This is a genomic window from Carboxylicivirga agarovorans, from assembly GCF_050589845.1.
Lineage (GTDB): Bacteria > Bacteroidota > Bacteroidia > Bacteroidales > Marinilabiliaceae > Carboxylicivirga > Carboxylicivirga agarovorans.
The window spans coordinates 49,274-68,041 of record NZ_JBNGPA010000033.1; the positions used below are offsets into that span (position 1 = coordinate 49,274).

Sequence of the window (18,768 nt, forward strand, 5' to 3'; positions counted from 1 at the left end):
AAATGTCATGTCTGTATAATAACTTCCTATGTAATTATGACCCGGACAAACCTGTATGATATAGTTACCTTTTACACTGTGGATTCCCTTATAGTGGCAATTACGGCTAACAAGCTGTCCTCCATACGCTGTTAGCACCTCTTTTACTAAAAATTAAACAGATCTGCGAAAATGGTAAAAAATATCACGTTAAATTTCAGATTTCTTGGTCTTATTTACTATTTTGAGCAACCAATTATTTATTGTGTTGTTCGTTCTATTATCAAACAAGATGTTAGATAAGGTATATAAAATCCAATCGTTATAATATGAAGAAATTATTTGAGTTCTTAACTGCTTACTGGTTAATGGGTAGTTTACTGCTATTTTTAGGTGCTGTGCTTGGAGTAGCCACATTTATAGAAAATGATTTTGGCACCAATGCTTCTAAAGCACTTGTTTACAATGCCTGGTGGTTCGAATTGGTATTTGTGTTATTGGCCATAAATATGACAGGCAATCTGATAAAGTTCAATAGTTTTAATATTAAGAAGTTGCCGGGCCTGGTATTTCACCTTGCCTTTTTGATCATTATAGTTGGAGCTGCAATTACCCGTTATGTTGGTTATGAAGGAATGATGCACATTCGTGAAGGCGAGTCATCCAATAAAATATTGTCAAGTGAGCAATATGTCAATGTTACAGTAAACTCAGGTGACTATTCCGACTCTGATGAAGAAAGTGTTCTCTATTCAATAGTAAGTCCCAATGAATATTCCGCCAGTTTTTCTACACCTAAAGGTACCTTAAAGCTTCGAAGCGACATTTACATTCCGCAAGCCGTTTCGCGTACGGTTGAAAAACCGGGAGGCAGACCTGCTATAAATCTTGTTTTATCAGCTGCCTCCGGGCGTCAGGAGTTCTCATTGTTCGAGGGAGATGAAGTGACTGTGGGTGATTACCGTGTGGCTTTTAATCCAGCCAGGGAAGATGGTCAGACTATTGTTTTAAGCGTGAAAGATGGCATGCCACATTATAAACCTTCGATAGAGGCCAGTATGATGCAAATGCAAACAGGCACAAGCCAGACCTTTGCGGCTGATTCCGTGCACCAATTATATAATGGTGTTTTGTATAGTATTGGTGATCTGAGAATGGTCTTAACCAACTATGTTGAAAGTGCCGGTGTTGAGCCTGTTTCAGTTGAAGGTAACCAGGGCAGAGGTTTACCCGATGCCATTAAATTTGTGGCAGAGCTGGGTGATAAACGGAAAGACTTTTTTGTGTTTGGACAAAAAGATGTGCTGGGCAACGTATTTACTGAAGAGATTGACGGGGTTCAATTCAGTGTGAGCTATGGAGCCAAAATCATTCAAATACCCTTTTCACTGAAGCTTAATAAATTCGAATTAGAAAGGTATCCGGGAAGTGAAAGCCCTAGTTCATTTGCCAGTGAAGTAACACTTGTTGATGAACGTACCGGTTTAAAGGAAGACAGACGTATTTTTATGAATAATATTCTTAATTATCATGGCTACCGTTTCTTTCAATCGTCATATGACCTGGATGAGAAAGGAACTATTTTGTCGGTTAACCGTGATTGGTGGGGTACCTTGTTAACATACCTGGGATACTTTTTATTGTCATTGGGTATGTTTGCCGCGTTAATAGCGCCAAACACTCGTTTCCGTCAATTGATTAAGCGTACATCAGAAATTTATAAGAAAAAGCAAACACTGACCTTATTGCTGGTGGCCTTAATAAGCTCATCGGCCTGGGCCAGTGATCTAAATCCACCACATAAAATCAGCCAGGAAAGTGCTGACGCCTTCGGGCAACTGTGGGTGCAGGATAACGGGGGAAGGATGAAACCGCTTAATACCATGAACAGTGAGGTAGTCCGTAAACTGGCTAAGCACCACACCTTCAAAGGCTGGTCGGCCGATAAGGTGGTTCTTAGCATGATGATCGATGCATCATACTGGCAAACGGTTCCAATGATTACCGTTAAGCACGATGAGTTGAAAGGTATGCTTCAGATCAGTGGGAAAAAGGCTGCTTTTAAGGACTTTTTCACGGCCAATGGTCAGTATAAGATACGAAAGCTTGTTGAAGATTCGTATCGCAAGCGCCCTGCTTATAGGAACAAGCTGGAGCAGGAAGCTGTTAAGGTTGATGAGCAGATCAATGTATTTTACATGTCGCAAATGGGAAGCTTTCTTAAGCTGTTTCCCCAACCTGCCGATGCACAGGCCAGCTGGTTAGCGCCAGGAGCCAAGGCTGAAGGTGTTTCCCAGGATGACAGCCTGTTGGTACGCAACTTATTTGGAATGTATCTCGAAGCCTTATCATCGGGCAATAAAGCCGAAGAAGCTACATATGTTAAGGCCATTGCCGATTATCAATACAAATACGGGCGTGACATTCTGCCATCGGAGACCAAAAAGAAAATAGAGATTTTCTATAACAACAGCTCCTTGTTCATGAGCCTGATGCCTTACTTTTTGGTATTAGGGTTGGTACTATTGTTTTTTCAGTTAACAACCCTGGTTAATCCGAAGTGGCAGTTCAAATGGATCGTAAGGGGTGGGCTGTTCCTCATCGTTCTGGCCTTTACGGCTTATACCCTTGGTTTGGCTTTACGATGGTATATATCGGGGCATGCGCCATGGAGTAACGGTTATGAGTCCATGTTATACATTGGATGGAGTACCTTACTTGCAGGTTTACTATTCAGCAAGCAAAGTCCTATTGCACTATCTGTAACCTCATTCTTTGCAGGTATCATTCTGATGGTAGCTCACTTAAGCTGGATGAATCCGGAGATTACCAACCTGGTGCCGGTATTAAAATCTTACTGGTTAACGATCCACGTGGCAATTATTACAGCCAGTTACGGTTTCCTTGCCCTGGGAGCTCTCCTGGGCTTTTTAAATCTTGTTTTATTTGGCGTAAAGTCACCTAAAAACAATAAGGCTTTTTCATTGACCATTGAGGAATTATCAGGTATAGCAGAAATGTCGATGACCGTAGGACTTTATTTCCTGACAATAGGAGCCTTTTTAGGTGGTGTCTGGGCCAATGAATCGTGGGGACGCTATTGGGGCTGGGATCCAAAGGAAACATGGTCGGCTGTGACCATAGTGGTCTACGCTTTTGTTCTGCACATGCGTTTTATTCCAGGCATGAAAGGTCTGACCACATTTAACTTCTGGTCATTGATCAGCTTTAGTTCAGTACTGATGACTTACCTTGGGGTTAACTATTACCTGGCTGGAATGCATTCCTATGCAAAAGGAGATCCGGTTCCTATCCCGTCTTTTGTCTACTACACGATAGTGGTGGTAGCAGTGGTTTCATTTTTTGCCTACTACAATGAGTCAAAAGTACAGAAGGCCTTGAGTGAAGATGAAAAGAACGAATAAATTATTTTAAATACTAAGTATAACATTATCATACAGATGGCTGGAAACAGGGATGTTTTCAGCCATTTTTATTTAAGTTTCCGCAAACAAAATGGTCAAAGCCATTGTTTAGGATGCATAACAAAATTATAGAACAAAATGGCAAAAATAACATTCAAAGGAAATCCGGTTAGTACAGCCGGAGATCTTCCACGAGTAGGAGCTGAGGCCCCTGAATTTTCATTAGTAAAAACCGACTTAAGCGAAGTGTCGTTAGCCGATTATAAAGGTAAAAAAGTCGTACTGAATATTTTCCCAAGTGTTGATACCGGCGTATGCGCGGCTTCTGTTCGTCGATTTAACGCAGAAGCTTCAAAACAGGATAATACTGTTGTGCTTTGCGTTTCACGTGATCTTCCTTTCGCCCATGCTCGTTTTTGTGGTGCTGAGGGGCTGGAAGATGTGGTATCTTTATCTGAATACAAAGACGAAGTATTCAGCCAGAATTATGGTGTTAAAATGATTGACGGACCATTGGCCGGATTATTATCACGTGCTGTAGTAGTTGTTGATGAGAATGGAAAAGTTTCACACAGCGAGCAGGTTGATGATATTGTAAACGAGCCTGATTATGATGCAGCCTTAAAAGCTTTATAATATAATTAGTTGTTTAGTTTTATTCAAAAAAAGAGCTGTATCATCGAATGATACAGCTCTTTTTATTTTCTCTAACTTCTACTTTCACTGACTAAAAAGGGATCGCAACCAAATTCAGGGTCGAGGCATGAATTTTGAATCAGATCCCACTTTAGGATAGGATTCCTAAAAAGCAGTTAAATGCCATTCTTAAAGAAGTCCTCCTCAGTCAGAGTCGTTAACCTCTTTTCAGCCACCTCTTTTAGTTTAATGGCGTATCGGTCATTACCCTTTTTAGGATTTAGTTCTTCAGGCAAAACACTAATGAAGAGTTCATAGTTCTGTTTAGCCTGGGCATGATCTTTCAACTGATAATCGTATATAGATGCTTGTCGGTATAAATACTGTGGCTTATTGTCATACTTATAAGCAGAATGGTAATGGTTAATAGCTACCTTGTATTCACCCATGTCAAAATAGATCATGGCCAGTTTAACATGTGTTTTTTCCATTAATACCGGTGAGGGTTTAATCAATTGCTGGGCCAGGTATAAATACATGATGCCCTTTTGAGGCTGGTTTGATTGCCCCAGAGAAGCGCCGAGAAAGAAAGCCACTTCAGGATCATCGCCCTTTATGTGGTAAGCCGATTTAAGATACCTGGTAGCATTGTCAAAATTATCAAGTCGATAAGAAGCGATGCCCAGGTGTTTTTTTGTCAGGAAAGAACTATCGCCCTGTGCTTCGAGACGCCTGAACATAACCAGAACATTATTGTTGGAGCCATTCTTGAAATTGGCTAAGCCGGCAACCAACAGGAAGTTTTTGTTATTCTCAAGTTTCTCAATAAATGGTACACACAGGTCGTGGCATTCAACATACATTTTACTGCCCAGGTAAACACGGGCCAGTTTTAGCGCAATCTTCTGGTTATTTGGATGTTGTTCCAATATCATTTTATAAATGGATATGGCAGCATCTTTAACATTGGCTTTTTCATAGGTTTCGGCAAGCAGGGAATTAACGCTGAGGTTGGTTGAATCGTATTCTGCATATGTCTTGAGCAAATTAATGTTTGCATCATATTCCCTGTAAAAGTTATTGATTTCAGCATATCGCAAGAGGTTGCTAACATTATTTGGTTCTGTATTATAGCGGTTTTTGCAAATAGGCAGGGCTTTACTGTAATTACCGCTACTCATATAACATCTGCTTAACAGATCAAAATGCTGAGTTGAGAGCCTGGCGGAATCTTTAACTAAACAGTCAATTGCTTTTTGCGGATAGCCGCTTTGCTGATAGGCAATTGCCAGGTAGTAGGCGTTATTTAACGATAAAGTGTTGGAAGTAGGAGCAAGTTGTTCAATAACATCATTATATCTCGACTCCGCTAATAAGAGCTGCACATCACTTTGTGCTGTACTGTTAAGATGCAAAAGCATTGTCAGACAGGTAATCAAAAAGCATGTTTTCATAAATTAGGTTTTAAATTCATTCAAATATAACTAAAAGATTAGTTGAATAACAAGTGTTAAGTAGAATAAAATAAAAAAGCCGCCAGTTGTTGTAACTGGCAGCCTTTTGTATTTAAGGAGTCGTTAAGACCCGGGAAGTTTTCTGTAAAAATTAACGAGGCTCTTTACCTGGTTCGATCGGATTGGATGGAATCTGTTCTATCGGGTTAACCGGTTCTGGTATTACAGGATTTTCAATTTCAGGTCGCTCAATAGGATGATCCATATCATAATCGTAAATAGGGTTTTGTACTTCTGCCTCAATTGGAGGAGCAATAGGAGGAGCTGGCTCGATGAATTTATCATCACTACTACATGAGGTTAAACTTAGACCAACAATAAAAAGACTGACTGCGAAAATTGATTTTAAAGTTTTCATGACTCAAAATTTTAAATGATTAATTGTTTAAATATTACATTACAAAGATGCAGTGATGTGATCATGTATTTTATCCCAATTGTGTCATGTGCTATCCCGATCAGTTCATATGAATGCTGCGGAAGTGATTAATATGCAGATGGTTTGCAGCTTCTGTTCCAATAAAGCCATCCCAGGATGGCTCTCCGTTGTATGTGCATTACACCAGGACTTTTTTAGCTGCAACATGCTATTTGTACAACTGCCATGAACCCAATTATAGCTTAGAAGTCCCCACTCAGAACGATGGTTTTGACAGTGCCTTGGCCTGCCTCCCGTCTCAGGCTGAACAAGCGGGATCGGATTGATGGTAACACGCTGATGAAAGCAGGGGAAAAATGGCCGGAGAGACAGGAAAATTTATCAGGGATGCACCTGGAAGCATTAATTGGATTCACTCTTATATCTCTGCTGCATCCAATAATTATTCATCCATATCACACCCAATGATTATTCGATGATAATTAAACAAACATCGAACGAACATCGAACGAAAATCGAAGGAACATCGAAGGAACATGATACTAATTGGTAAGAATATATACCTGGTAATATTACGTTGACAAGTGCAGATACAAAAAAAGCCGCCAGTCATAACAACTGGCAGCCTTTTAATATATACGGAGTCACGAATATCGACTCAGGGATTATCTTTATTTAGGACCTATTTCAGGAGGAAGAGGATGAACCGGATCTCCTTCAGGAAGATGAGCAGGTTTTTCGTTGTAAATTGGATTTTCAGGTGAACCATCAGGCTCAATGTATTTGTCATCACTACTGCATGAGGTTAAACTAAGACCTACAATAAAAAGACTGACTGCGAAAATTGATTTTAAAGTTTTCATGACTCAAAATTTTAAATGATTAATTGTTTAATTATTACATTACAAAGATGCAGCGAAGTGGTCGTGTATTTTATCCCAAATGAGTCATGTGCTATCCCGATCAGCTCATATCCTTACTTCGGAAGTGATTCATTTGCAGATGAACTACATCTTCTATTTAGATAATACCATCCCGGGACAGCTATTCGTTGTATGTGTATTAATCCAGGGCATTTTTTCTGCACCGATGTATTTAAACACCTGCCATGAGACCAATTATAAGTTAAACTGCTCTACTCAGAGCGATGGTTTTGAGAGAGCGTTGGCCTGTCTCCCTTCTGAGCCTGGACAAGTTGGAGCTGGTTGATAGGAACACGCTGATGAAAGCAGGGGAAAAATGGTTTGTGAGACAGGGAATTTAGCAGGGATGCGCCTGGAAGCATTATTTGGATTTACTTATGTATATCTGTTGCATTCAATAATTACTCATTCATATTACAAGCAATGATTATTCGATTTTAATTGAACGAACATTGAACGAACATTGAAGGAACTTGTCCTCTCTACCTGGTAATACGTTGACAAGTGCAGATACAAAAAAAGCCGCCAGTCATAACAACTGGCAGCCTTTTAATATATACGGAGTCACGAATATCGACCCGGGGATTATTTTCAGAATGGTGATGGCTCAACTTCAATAGGATGAGTTGGCCTGTCATCAGATGGTAAATGAACTGGTTTATCAGGCTCAATGTATTTGTCATCACTACTGCATGAGGTTAAACTAAGACCTACGATAAAAAGACTGACTGCGAAAATTGATTTTAAAGTTTTCATGACTCAAAATTTTAAATGATTAATTGTTTAATTATTACATTACAAAGATGCAGCGAAGTGGTCGTGTATTTTATCCCAAATGAGTCATGTACTATCCCGATCAGCTCTTTTCATTTTTTTTGAATAAAAAGTGAATTGCATTAAATTTATCATTATTCATATAAATCAATAAGATTGGACAGAGAAGTACTTAATATACAGGAAGGACCGGCCAGTAACTATATTGAAGCGCTGCATCAGAAGTTTGGCGGGCAACGAACATCAAATACTTATTCGATTAATATAGCTTCCATAGCATGCCATTTGACGACTTATGAAATTCATAAAGGGCTTGAACTGGTTGTGACAGAGGGTTTGTATAACAAGATATTGGAAGCCAGGCATATCCCTGATGATTATCCGGATTATATTCATATCAATATATTTAAAGAAGGACAGTTAACACGTCATTATTCTTCAAAAAAAGAACATGTAGAAGCAGGAACCACAAAGGGTGTATTTGCTCACAATGGGATGTTTCCATTGGTGGCTGAATTTCCTGCCAATCATAGTTTTAAATCGATCGGATTTAAGTTTCATAAAGATGCTTTAATGGAACTGATGCCCGAAGCCATGGAAACCTATGAAGCCCTGTTTGGGGATCATAAACCAATTACTTATCACGCCAGTCTGCCCAAGGAAATTGAACGCATTACAGACGATATTTTTTACTTCAGAGAATGTGATTTTGGAAACAGATCATTGGTGATGGCCAGGGGCCTGGAAGCTTTTACTGCTTTATGGATGATGGCTAAAAATCAAAATGCCAATAATGATTTAAATGGTTTGCATGTTGATGATTATAAACGATTGCTGCAGATCAAGGAAAAATTATTGGGCAGTTTTGATCAGAAGATCGTTATCGAGGATATTGCACTCGAATATGGCATCAGTGCGTCGAAATTAAAACGTGATTTCAAAAGTTTATACGACTGTTCTATTTATCAGTTCTATACGCATGCCAAAATGGATGAGGCTTATCGCCGTCTAAAGTCGGGCGAATACTCCGTTATGGAGGTAGGATATGATCTGGGTTATCAAAATCTATCCAAATTCTCCTCCATGTTCAAGAAAGTAAAAGGCATCTCACCCAAAGATGTATTAAAAATGCCGGCTTAGAGTTTATTTTAAGCCAATACCACTGATCTTCTTATACAGATCAAGAGCGTATACATCGGTCATACCTGAAATAAAGTCAAGCACCGATTGAATTTTCTCATACAAGGGAGTTGCTTCATCGGTTGTAAACTGTTCAGGAATAAAAGGCAGAAGCATTTTTGAATAGAAATCCTTTGGATTAGTAACTGCTTTGATAAACTCTTCAAGTAAGGTGCCTAAAATGCGGTAACCTGCAATCTCAATTTCAACCACTGAAGGATGTTTATAGATGCGTTTAAATGCCGTTTTCTTGCAGGTTTCCATTGCTGTATGTTCAATTCCACTTAAATGGTCAATAAGGCTACCGGAAAATTGACCATCCAATATCGTTTGATGATTATTCCAGAAAATATCGGTACAACGGTTAACTAACTTACCAATTACTTTGGCCCGTAAAAAGGCCATCTGCTCATTTTTATCACTTACCTCAGTAAATATTTCATTGATCTTGGTGAACTCATGCGCTTCAGATTCTTTATCAAAAAAACCGGTAAGCAAGTCGTATGTTTCTTCGTACGATAGTATTTTCAGCTTGTGTGCATCTTCAATATCCATCACCTGGTAACAAATATCATCAGCTGCTTCAACCAAATACACAAGTGGGTGACGGGCGTATATTCCTTTTTCTTCATCTATTTTTTTAAACCCGAGGCTGTTGGCAATATGCTCAAAGGTTGATTTTTCTGACTGGAAGTAGCCATACTTTTTTAAGCCAATGCCTGATTCATATGGATATTTTAAAATTGAGGCAATGGTTGTATAAGTCATTGCAAACCCACCTTTGCGTCGCCCTTTAAAGGCATGTGTCAACATACGCAGAGCATTTGCATTACCTTCAAAGCGGGTGATGTCTGTCCATTGAGATGGCGTTAGTTCATCTTTAAATTTCAAGCCTTCGCCGTTGGTAAAATAATGGCTGATGGCTTCCTCGCCTGAATGGCCAAAAGGAGGGTTGCCCAGATCATGTGCCAGGCAGGCGGCAGCCACAACCGAGCCAATCTCGGCTACTAAATCAGGGTTACCCATATCAGCATCCAGCAGGCGGGCAGAAATATTATTTCCCAGTGAACGGCCAACACTTGCAACCTCAAGACTGTGTGTTAGTCGATTATGAACAAAAACGCTTCCGGGTAATGGGAATACCTGTGTTTTATCTTGTAGTCGACGAAATGGTGAAGAGAAAATTAATCGATCATAATCACGTTGAAACTGGGTTCTGTCGTGCTTTATTTCTTTTCTGTCTTCTTGTCCTGTACGTATGGTCGATAATAATTGCTCCCAATTCATCTTAGTAAATTTTTGTTTGATAATCTTTCATGGCCTTATCAAGTTGCCTGGCCTTACCATTACACATAATGTCAAGGCGTGCCCAAAAATGCGGGCCATGGTTTTTCTCATGCACATGGCATAATTCGTGCAAAAGTACATAATCTATCAATTCAGCGGGCAGGCGCATCAAATGAAGATTCAGGTTTATATTGTTGGTGGCTGAGCAGGAACCCCATCGTGACTTGAGGTTTTTAATTGTAACGTTTTGATAGCGAATGTTGTGTTCCTTGGCAAGCCAGGCCAGTCGTCCGGGTAAAAAGCGTTTGGCTTCCATTCTTAATGCTTCTTCAATACCATAACGAATCGTTTCCTGTATTTCAGGAGAAGAAACGGGCATATTGGATGGGTAATAAACCTGCAGGATACCATCTTTAAGCAGCAGCCTGACCTTTGGGTTGGTATGTTTGCTGATACGCAGGGCAAATGAGCGTGTCTGAAAACGTGTTTGCTCATCAAAAATGGTGAGTTTCTGTTCTTTCTCTTCCAGTTTACGCAGGTTTTTTTGTATCCATTCACGCTTTTCATGTAAAAAGCGAATCCCATCTTTCAGGTCTCCATGTTGGGGTATGATCAGGCTTACACCGTTGAATGGTTTTAAGCGTATGCTGATACGACTTGCTTTTGCACTTTGTCGTATCGTAACTTTCCCCAGCTGTGGTATGTCAATTATCTGTTCGTTTTTCACACTTTTATTTCCTGGCATAAAAGTAATAAACACGAATGGAAATATGGTGTCGGGCTATAATTTATGATCGGAGATTGAAGAACTTGAGTTTATGGGACAATGATTCAGCCTGTTCAACCATCTGACTTGAATTAGAGCTCATTTCCTCTGAAATAGCTGCATTATTCTGTGTTGAACGGTTAATTTCCTGTAGGGCATTATTGATTTGGGAAGCCCCTGAATTTTGTTCTTCACTGGATGTAGCGATCTCGGCAATTAACTCGGCATTTTTTTTAATTAATGGCAGGGTATGCTCAAGTTTTTGAAGAGCTGTTTCAGCTACTTCGTTTCCGTGTTTGGCGAAATCCTCAATATCTTTAGCCGCCTGCTTGCTTCGTTCTGCCAGCTTCCTTACTTCACCAGCCACCACTGCAAAGCCTTTTCCCTCTTCACCTGCTCTTGATGCTTCAACAGCGGCATTCAGCGCCAGCAGGTTCGTTTGAACAGCTATTTCGTCGATGACTTGTATTTTTTCATTGATTTGCTGCATGGCAATTAACGCTTGTTGCGTACTGGTAAAACTTTCATCAACCGAAACACTGGCTTGTTTTGAATTGTCTTTGGTGGCCATGGCGTTCTGGCTGTTGGCTTCTATATTGGCGGCCATTTCTTCCATGGCCGATGATATTTCTTCAAGGCCAGAGGCCTGGGCACTGGCAACGGTTGATATCTCGGTGGCTGTTTTATTCAGGCTGTTTCCCATGCTGTTAACCCCATCGGCTGATGACCTGACCTCATTTATAACATTACCAATATGGTTTTGCAATTCATTAATTGCCTTATGAATCTCAAATAATTCTCCTTTTATGGGAGCCTTGTACTCATCCTCTGTGGTTGATATCTGCCCCGAAGCAATGTCTTTTAATTGCTGGGTTATAGCAGACAGGGGTTTTTTAATTTGCAGGTAAACAATATATTGCAGCAGGGCGGTCAGGAGAATGCCGCTCAGCAATGCAGCCCAGAAAGGATAAGCATCAGGGTTGTTATAGTGGACACGACTGTTCATGACAGTAAGAAACACATTGATCATCCACAGGGCACCAATTCTGAAAAAGATGCTGCCTTTGTATAGTAAACGCAAAACAAAATAACCAACCGAAGTGGTAGTTACTAATATAATGATGAACCTGACTAAGAATGACTCCATAGCTCTGTTTTATCTTCCAATGTAGTGATTGACCCTAAATATATAGTTGTTTTCCAATGTTCCCTGGCTCTGCGAATATACAAAAGTATAGCATTCTACAGGCACCACACTACATAAGATACATAAATCGCATAAAAAACGCCACTTGAAACAAGTGGCGTTTTTAATAGTCAGATATGTAATGATGTCATTATCCTTTTTTCTCTTTCTTTTCTGAGCACTCTTTGCTCTCACATGCTTTCTTTTCTGAGCAAGCTTTCTTTTCTGAACAACATTTAGACTCACACTCTTTACTGCATTCTTTTTTCTTCTTTTTGTCAGCCTTTTGCTCTGTTTTTACAGGTTCCTGATCAATTGTAGCCGCCATTGCAGGAGCTGTGATTGCCATTGTAAATACAAATAGAACTGAAAGGATTAATGTCTTTTTCATAATCATGTTTTTTTAATAATTAATTTCTTGTTTGTGATATACAAATGTAAAATTGAATGAGTTAAAGGTAAGTTATTGACTTGTTAATCGTTGTTAAGGCGTTGTTAAAAGAGGATGTGGAGGTCTTTTATTTTGGTATTTTTGAAGCATTAATAAGAATGTGTACTTTTATCGTGATGGCAAAAATTAAAAAGCATTATATATTATCTATCGCCACATTTATTGGACTGGCTTTGTTGTTATTTATTCAAATTAACTACATAGTTAGAGCGGCCCGCCTTGAAGAAAAGAATTTCAATCATCGTGTGGTGATGGCATTAAAAGATGCCAGGGATGAAATTGGTAATCGTCTCTGTCCTGATATGGATAAATTTCTGTGTGGTAATAATTGTATCAACGCGCGGAAAAAAAGTGTGGAGGTAGACAGTATCATCCACTCTCAACTTGAGATCTACAATCTTCCTCTTAATTATACCTTTGCTGTTACAGATACGATATTGGGAAGTAACTCACCCTTGTTATGGGGACCTAAATGCTATCAGCAATCACTAAACGGATTACTGGAGCGTGAAGGCATTCGTCTGCGTCTGCAGTTTCCTGATCGAAATCGTTTTATACTGGCAGAAATGAGTGGTCTCTTTATCATGTCGATAGCGATTATTCTGTTTTTATTGACCTCGTTTATTATCCTGCTGCGTCTGATCAACCGGGAACAGCTCTTGATGACTCACATGCGCGAGTTTGTTAATAATATGTTGCATGAGTTTCAAACGCCACTGGCCAATATCAGGCTGGCTGCGAACCTGATCATCAAGAAGAAGACAGACAGTGAAAAAACAGAGGGCTACGCCAACGTTGTACTAAACGAGTATGAGCGCATGCAGAACCATGTGGAAGATATTTTGAAACTATCGTGCGATGCAGTCAAAGAAGCAGAATTTGATGAGATCGACCTGAAGCAGGTTATCGAGCAGGTTGTGCAGTCCTTTACCTATCGGATTGATGAAAAGGGCGGCACAATTACGAGCCGCTTTAATGCAGGCGATCACCGTCTTAAAAGTTATAATGGTCGTTTGTCTTTGGTATTGTCCAACCTCTTGGATAACGCCATTAAGTATAGTGCCGAAACCCCTGAAATACGCCTGGAAACCAATACGGTCAATAATATGCTGCAGCTAAAGGTTATTGACAACGGTATAGGCATCGCTAAAAAAGAACAACCTTATATCTTCGATAAATATTACCGTGTGGGAACAGGCGATGTTCATGATGTAAAAGGTTTTGGACTTGGTTTGACGTTTGTAAAAAAGGTAATTGAAGAACACAACGGTCGTATAACTGTTGAAAGTGAAGAGGGTGAAGGAACTTGTTTCACTATTTTATTACCACTTAAGTAATGGCAAAAATTCTATTAGTTGAAGATGATATAAGCATGGGCTTTCTGCTGGTTGATTTTCTTGAATCAAACGGATTTGACGTTAAGCTCTATAAAGATGGTAAACGTGGCCTTGAAGCTTTCAGAAAAGGACGCTATGATTTCTGCATTTTGGATGTGATGTTGCCGGGAATGGATGGTTTTACCATAGCAGAAAACATACGTCAGGAAGATAAGCTGGTTCCAATCATCTTTTTAACTGCCCGTTCCATGAAGCAGGATAAGATCAAAGGCTTTCAGTTAGGGGTTGATGATTATGTGACCAAGCCTTTTGATGAAGATGAGTTACTGTATCGCATTCAGGCTATTTTAAATCGCATTGAGTTACAGAATGAGACGCCTAAACCAGAAATAACAAAGTTTACCATCGGTAACTATAAGTTCGATTCGGCCAATCAAAGCCTGGAAAGTGAAGAGTTTTCAAAGCGATTGACACAAAAGGAAAGCGATGTATTAAAGATGCTGTGTTTATCGAAGAATGAAATAGTGAAGCGCGAAGACATATTGATAGCTGTTTGGGGTGAGAATGATTATTTTCATGGGCGTAGTCTGGATGTGTTTATTGCCAAGCTTCGTAAATACCTCAAGGAAGATGAGGCTGTCTCCATAGAAAATGTACCTAAGGTTGGTTTTGTATTAAACGGATAGTCCAATGCAGGCACATAATCAGATCAAAACATTTCAGCTTACCCGGCCCGATGGCGAGGCTACAGATTTTGTTATTAAATCAACCGCTGATATTCATGAGCAGATGGAAGCCAACCCTGACTTAATTGATCATCCGCACCGGCATGATTACTATACCATTATAGTAGTTGAGAAGGCATTGGGCGGCGTGCATGTCATCGATTTTAAAGAATATTCGCTGGATCAGGCTGCTGTACACTTCGTTTATCCCGGTCAGGTTCACCAGTTCTTAAGTCAGTCTAAACCCAATGGCTATGTGCTTAATTTCAGTGCAACCTTTTTAATGAAGAATGGCATATCAGAAGAACTGATCGACCGTGTATATTTGTATAATAGTTACGGCGATTCACCTCCAATGCCTGTTAATGATCAACAGTTGTCGATGCTGTTTGGCATTATTGAACAAATGAAAACCTACCAGCAGGGTGATAATTACTTTCGTTACGAAGCCCTTGGGGCCTTGTTAAAGTTGTTTATCATTAATATATCAGGAGCCTGTACTTTATCACATCTAAATGCTGAGTATGAAAGTGGGAGCAACCAGCTTATCCGCGATTTTAAAAAGCTGATAAGGAAAAACTATAAAAACACGCATAAGGTGCAGCATTATGCGGCCGAACTATCAGTTTCAAGCGACTATTTAAATCGTTTTGTGAAAGAGAAAACAGGAAAATCAGCCAAAGACTATATCCAGGATAAATTAATCATTGAAGCCAAACGCCTGCTGCTGTTTTCAGAAATGAGCAGTAAAGAGCTGGCGTATGAACTAGGTTTTGAAGAACCCTCGCACTTTAACTCTTTCTTTAAAAAACACAGTGGTCAGTCTCCGATTGCCTTTAGAAAAGCCGTGCGTGAAATGGTATAAGCAATCCAAAAAGTGATTAAAAGACCCGCAGGTCTGATTTTTATAATTCTTCAACAGGTTTTTGTAAGCGCCCGACAATAAAGAGCTTGTATGTTTGTAGTGTACAAAATCGTAATACTATGCAAACACAAGTTATCAGAGCAGAAAGCAGGGGGAAAGCAGATTACGGATGGTTAAAGGCCAACTATTCTTTCAGTTTTGCCAATTACTACAACCCGGAGCGTACTCATTTTGGCGTTTTACGAGTATTAAACGATGACGTTATTGCACCTTCAACGGGTTTTGATACACACCCGCATGATAATATGGAAATTATTACCATACCCTTATCAGGCCGATTAATGCATAAAGATAGTATGGGGCATACTTCGTTCATTGAAAATGGCGAGGTGCAGGTAATGAGTGCCGGTAAAGGTATTTTCCACAGTGAATATAACGGGAGTGACAGCGATGAGTTAAATCTGTTCCAGGTTTGGCTGTTTCCCAATAAAAAGAATGTGGAGCCCCGTTATCAGCAAATTTCATTGAGCACTGTTGAAAAGCGCAATGAACTATACCAGGTGTTAAGTCCTAATGACAATGATGAAGGAGTATGGATACACCAGGATGCCTGGTTTTCTATGGCTAAGGCTGATGCCGGTTGGGAAACCATTTATAAATCGAAGAAGGCGGGAAATGGCATATATCTCATGGTGATTGAAGGAGAACTGGAAGTGGCTGATACTTTGCTGAACAAACGGGATGCTATTGCCATTTCCGATTTCTCAGAGTTAAAACTAAAGGCCATATCAGATGCTTACATTCTGATAATGGATGTTCCTATGAATAATTAACAACACAAAAACAATAAATTATGAAGACAAGAATTTTATTAACAGCATTGGTAGTATTTGCAGGTATTAATGTTAGTGCTCAAAGCCATAAGGCAAATGTTGAAAAATCAACAGTTAAATGGACAGGAACCAAAGTAGTCGGCTCGTCGCACGATGGTTTTATTAAACTTTCGGAAGGTGAACTGGAAGTGAAAGATGATAAAATCGCCAGTGGTCAGTTTGTTATTGATATGAATTCCATTACCAATACAGACCTTGATAATAAAGATTACAATCAAAAACTGGTGGGTCATCTGAAATCAGATGATTTCTTTGGCGTTGCAACTTACCCTACAGCCAAACTGGAGATCAGGAAAGCCTCAGCTTTTAATAATAACAAGGCAAGTGTTAAAGCTGACCTGACGATCAAAGGACAAACAAAACCCATTGCCTTTGAAGTAGAGAAGAAAGATAATGCCTATGTGGCTTCCATTGTTGTAGACCGCACCTTATATGGCATCCGTTATGGCTCAGGTTCATTCTTTGATAATTTGGGGGATAAAGCCATCAGTAATGATTTTACCCTTGATGTTCAATTGGTACTTGAGTAATCTTTACTGATCACATACTAACTATTGGTCGTGCAACCATAAAATCAAAAAAGATCAGCTGGGGCGATTTATATGCATCGTTTAATATAACCCCATAGATATCAGCTCTTCCCCGTGCTTTTGAGAGCACGGGGAAGTATCGCAGCAAAGATGCGGGCATGAGCTTGTTAATATGTTCTTTTGCTAATGCGTAAGCACAACTGTTAATTAGTCGCGTTTCAGGATATCCTCCTTATTGCCCGGAGGATCAGCTTTAGCAGAACCAATACAAAGAAATATCAGAAAGACAATGCTGATATATGCAACACTACCATAGGTATAACTGTAGGTTTTAGCCAGACTGAACAGAAAAGGACCAAGTGCGCTGGCCATTACAACCATTGCCATGGCCTTACCCGATATGGCCCCAAGATTTTGACGACCATAGTAACGAGGCCAGGTAATGGCATTAATAACGGCGAACAATCCGCCTGTTAAACCAAGCCCTACTATTATCAGCACCGTTCCTGCTGATACCTGAATGAATAATAAACCAAATGATGCAATTATAGCACCGGCAATCATGAGGTAAAGCAAATATTTGAGCTTTATCCAGTCACTAACAATGTTGGCTATTACTGAGGTAATAACCGATACAACCGTCATGGGTAAAAAGATGCTTATGGCCTCAGTACGTGATAAACCTGCCTCTGCAAAGAGGGAAACAACATGAAATGTTAATCCGGTAACAAAAAATGCATGAAATGATAATATAAGGGCATACATCCAAAAACTGCGGGTTTGTTTGGCTTCACTGAGGGTAAAGTCATTGGTTGTATCAGTTTTAGTTTCATGTTTAGAAGTCGTGCTTTTACCGTCGGGTGATAAGCCATATTGTTCAGGATTATCTTTATAAAATAATAGGGTCATTATAAGAACAAGTATAAGCCCGGCAGCCATTACCTGCCAGGCACCCTGCCAGTTAAATCGCTGGATCAAGTAATCAATAAAGAGTGGCGAGGCAGAGAATCCCAGGGATACACTCACACTGCTAAAGGCATTAATACGGCCGCGCATCTGGTCAAACCATTTCATTATCATGTTACGCGATGTCATGGTTAATACCCCCTGTCCGCTAAACCGTAACATAAAAAACAGTACGATCATCAAAACGAATGGCACTGACCAATGGTGATGACCTGTAAAAGCCTTTATTTGTGTGGAGATTGTTTGGGAGTAGGAACACAATAATAAGGTAATTGCCAATATGGCAATGGATGCAGATGCCGTTTTAGTTACACCAAAGCGATCATATAGTTTTCCTGCTTTAGTAAGAACAAATGAGCTTAAAAGCGTTCCAATCATATAGGCCAGGCTGAATTGATCGCGTGTTAACTGAAGTGCATCTTTAACCGGATCGGTAAAGGTAGAAACACCAGCTGTTTGACCTGGAATACTGGCCCAGATACCTATAGTGCCAACAAATGCAATTATATAACCATAAAAGAAGGGGCTTTTATGGGGTTTAATAAATTCAAATGTGTGTTTCATGAAACAAAGGTATTAATAATGTATTCTTACAGGTGTTATTCTGGTATTAAAGAAGTATTGATGAGTTGTCTACTTGTCGAATTGATGAATCGTCGAATTGAAGAACTGTCGAATCGCGGAACTGTTAATTTGTCTCACTGCTAATAGGTAAATAATCGGGCATTGGCTATTCCGGTGCATGGAACTGAAGTGCGTTGAATAACAATTGATGTTGCCTCGTTTTATTATTGGTATTAAAAACCCGGGGCGACGCTGCGCTTTGCTCACGAGTGTTCGAAAAGATTCAAACATTCACATATATAGTGTTTTGCAAGCTGTAAATCAGCTCTCCTCCTGGCAAGGAGGAGTACCTCGACGAAGGAGAGGGGAGGTGGTTTTAAGTCTTTTTT

General features: G+C 39.8%; 17 protein-coding genes. 8 read left to right on the plus strand and 9 right to left on the minus strand.

Translation table 11 applies throughout. The annotated features are described in order from the left end of the window. Positions 1 to 308 precede the first annotated feature (308 nt). Together ACRD69_RS21050 and tpx are read left to right on the plus strand one after the other, a co-directional pair. Positions 309 to 3,404: a cytochrome c biogenesis protein gene (locus ACRD69_RS21050; protein ID WP_430817119.1), complete on the plus strand. Its 3,096-nt coding sequence runs from the start codon at positions 309 to 311 to the stop codon at positions 3,402 to 3,404. Positions 3,405 to 3,542: 138 nt separating this feature from the next. Next, complete coding sequence (gene tpx / locus ACRD69_RS21055; RefSeq protein WP_430817120.1) at positions 3,543 to 4,040, plus strand: thiol peroxidase; 498 nt, start codon at positions 3,543 to 3,545, stop codon at positions 4,038 to 4,040. Positions 4,041 to 4,216: 176 nt separating this feature from the next. Here tpx and ACRD69_RS21060 read toward each other — a convergent pair whose 3' ends face one another. From ACRD69_RS21060 to ACRD69_RS21075, 4 genes are all read right to left on the minus strand, one after another. Next, a complete protein-coding gene (locus ACRD69_RS21060) occupies positions 4,217 to 5,494 on the minus strand; it encodes a tetratricopeptide repeat protein (protein ID WP_430817121.1) in 1,278 nt (425 codons plus the stop codon). Between the two features lie 151 nt (positions 5,495 to 5,645). Further along, the gene (locus ACRD69_RS21065) at positions 5,646 to 5,912 is read right to left on the minus strand and encodes a hypothetical protein (RefSeq protein WP_430817122.1); all 267 of its coding nucleotides are present in this window, start codon (positions 5,910 to 5,912) and stop codon (positions 5,646 to 5,648) included. 692 nt (positions 5,913 to 6,604) lie between these two features. Continuing rightward, on the minus strand, positions 6,605 to 6,796 hold the full coding sequence (locus ACRD69_RS21070; RefSeq protein ID WP_430817123.1) for a hypothetical protein: 192 nt from the start codon (positions 6,794 to 6,796) through the stop codon (positions 6,605 to 6,607). Positions 6,797 to 7,447: 651 nt separating this feature from the next. Next, complete coding sequence (locus tag ACRD69_RS21075) at positions 7,448 to 7,612, minus strand: hypothetical protein (protein WP_430817124.1); 165 nt, start codon at positions 7,610 to 7,612, stop codon at positions 7,448 to 7,450. Between the two features lie 174 nt (positions 7,613 to 7,786). Between ACRD69_RS21075 and ACRD69_RS21080 the strand changes: the two genes are divergently transcribed. After that, positions 7,787 to 8,770 (plus strand): helix-turn-helix domain-containing protein, encoded by a 984-nt coding sequence (locus ACRD69_RS21080; RefSeq protein ID WP_430817125.1) that lies wholly within the window; start codon positions 7,787 to 7,789, stop codon positions 8,768 to 8,770. Positions 8,771 to 8,773: 3 nt separating this feature from the next. On the opposite strand, the gene ACRD69_RS21085 is transcribed toward ACRD69_RS21080, so the two are convergent. The 4 genes from ACRD69_RS21085 to ACRD69_RS21100 form a co-directional block, all read right to left on the minus strand. Further along, complete coding sequence (locus tag ACRD69_RS21085; protein ID WP_430817126.1) at positions 8,774 to 10,096, minus strand: deoxyguanosinetriphosphate triphosphohydrolase; 1,323 nt, start codon at positions 10,094 to 10,096, stop codon at positions 8,774 to 8,776. 1 nt (position 10,097) lies between these two features. Next, complete coding sequence (locus ACRD69_RS21090; protein WP_430817127.1) at positions 10,098 to 10,823, minus strand: M48 family metallopeptidase; 726 nt, start codon at positions 10,821 to 10,823, stop codon at positions 10,098 to 10,100. Positions 10,824 to 10,884: 61 nt separating this feature from the next. Further along, the gene (locus tag ACRD69_RS21095; RefSeq protein WP_430817128.1) at positions 10,885 to 12,009 is read right to left on the minus strand and encodes a methyl-accepting chemotaxis protein; all 1,125 of its coding nucleotides are present in this window, start codon (positions 12,007 to 12,009) and stop codon (positions 10,885 to 10,887) included. A 190-nt stretch (positions 12,010 to 12,199) separates the two neighbouring features. Continuing rightward, a complete protein-coding gene (locus ACRD69_RS21100) occupies positions 12,200 to 12,439 on the minus strand; it encodes a hypothetical protein (protein ID WP_430817129.1) in 240 nt (79 codons plus the stop codon). Between the two features lie 176 nt (positions 12,440 to 12,615). Here ACRD69_RS21100 and ACRD69_RS21105 point away from each other — a divergent pair, with 176 nt between their 5' ends. The 5 genes from ACRD69_RS21105 (at position 12,616) to ACRD69_RS21125 (ending at position 16,849) form a co-directional block, all read left to right on the plus strand. After that, entirely contained in the window at positions 12,616 to 13,836 is a 1,221-nt protein-coding gene (locus ACRD69_RS21105; protein ID WP_430817130.1) for a sensor histidine kinase, read from the plus strand. Continuing rightward, positions 13,836 to 14,522 carry a response regulator transcription factor gene (locus tag ACRD69_RS21110; protein WP_430817131.1) on the plus strand — a complete coding sequence of 229 codons (687 nt, stop codon included), beginning with the start codon at positions 13,836 to 13,838 and terminating at the stop codon, positions 14,520 to 14,522. Before ACRD69_RS21105 ends, ACRD69_RS21110 begins: the two co-directional genes overlap by 1 nt. Positions 14,523 to 14,526: 4 nt before the next feature. Continuing rightward, on the plus strand, positions 14,527 to 15,426 hold the full coding sequence (locus tag ACRD69_RS21115) for an AraC family transcriptional regulator (RefSeq protein ID WP_430817132.1): 900 nt from the start codon (positions 14,527 to 14,529) through the stop codon (positions 15,424 to 15,426). Between the two features lie 119 nt (positions 15,427 to 15,545). Then, the gene (locus tag ACRD69_RS21120) at positions 15,546 to 16,259 is read left to right on the plus strand and encodes a pirin family protein (RefSeq protein WP_430817133.1); all 714 of its coding nucleotides are present in this window, start codon (positions 15,546 to 15,548) and stop codon (positions 16,257 to 16,259) included. Between the two features lie 20 nt (positions 16,260 to 16,279). After that, a complete protein-coding gene (locus tag ACRD69_RS21125; protein ID WP_430817134.1) occupies positions 16,280 to 16,849 on the plus strand; it encodes a YceI family protein in 570 nt (189 codons plus the stop codon). 207 nt (positions 16,850 to 17,056) lie between these two features. Here the strand turns inward: ACRD69_RS21125 and ACRD69_RS21130 are convergent, their stop codons facing one another. Beyond that, the gene (locus tag ACRD69_RS21130; RefSeq protein ID WP_430817135.1) at positions 17,057 to 18,379 is read right to left on the minus strand and encodes an MFS transporter; all 1,323 of its coding nucleotides are present in this window, start codon (positions 18,377 to 18,379) and stop codon (positions 17,057 to 17,059) included. Positions 18,380 to 18,768 lie beyond the last annotated feature (389 nt).

Coding starts and splice junctions, on each gene's coding strand:
- ACRD69_RS21050 (WP_430817119.1), top strand. CDS start 309: ATGAAGAAATTATTTGAGTTCTTAACTGCTTACTGGTTAATGGGTAGT.
- tpx (WP_430817120.1), top strand. CDS start 3,543: ATGGCAAAAATAACATTCAAAGGAAATCCGGTTAGTACAGCCGGAGAT.
- ACRD69_RS21060 (WP_430817121.1), bottom strand. CDS start 5,494: ATGAAAACATGCTTTTTGATTACCTGTCTGACAATGCTTTTGCATCTT.
- ACRD69_RS21065 (WP_430817122.1), bottom strand. CDS start 5,912: ATGAAAACTTTAAAATCAATTTTCGCAGTCAGTCTTTTTATTGTTGGT.
- ACRD69_RS21070 (WP_430817123.1), bottom strand. CDS start 6,796: ATGAAAACTTTAAAATCAATTTTCGCAGTCAGTCTTTTTATTGTAGGT.
- ACRD69_RS21075 (WP_430817124.1), bottom strand. CDS start 7,612: ATGAAAACTTTAAAATCAATTTTCGCAGTCAGTCTTTTTATCGTAGGT.
- ACRD69_RS21085 (WP_430817126.1), bottom strand. CDS start 10,096: ATGAATTGGGAGCAATTATTATCGACCATACGTACAGGACAAGAAGAC.
- ACRD69_RS21095 (WP_430817128.1), bottom strand. CDS start 12,009: ATGGAGTCATTCTTAGTCAGGTTCATCATTATATTAGTAACTACCACT.
- ACRD69_RS21100 (WP_430817129.1), bottom strand. CDS start 12,439: ATGAAAAAGACATTAATCCTTTCAGTTCTATTTGTATTTACAATGGCA.
- ACRD69_RS21105 (WP_430817130.1), top strand. CDS start 12,616: ATGGCAAAAATTAAAAAGCATTATATATTATCTATCGCCACATTTATT.
- ACRD69_RS21110 (WP_430817131.1), top strand. CDS start 13,836: ATGGCAAAAATTCTATTAGTTGAAGATGATATAAGCATGGGCTTTCTG.
- ACRD69_RS21115 (WP_430817132.1), top strand. CDS start 14,527: ATGCAGGCACATAATCAGATCAAAACATTTCAGCTTACCCGGCCCGAT.
- ACRD69_RS21120 (WP_430817133.1), top strand. CDS start 15,546: ATGCAAACACAAGTTATCAGAGCAGAAAGCAGGGGGAAAGCAGATTAC.
- ACRD69_RS21125 (WP_430817134.1), top strand. CDS start 16,280: ATGAAGACAAGAATTTTATTAACAGCATTGGTAGTATTTGCAGGTATT.
- ACRD69_RS21130 (WP_430817135.1), bottom strand. CDS start 18,379: ATGAAACACACATTTGAATTTATTAAACCCCATAAAAGCCCCTTCTTT.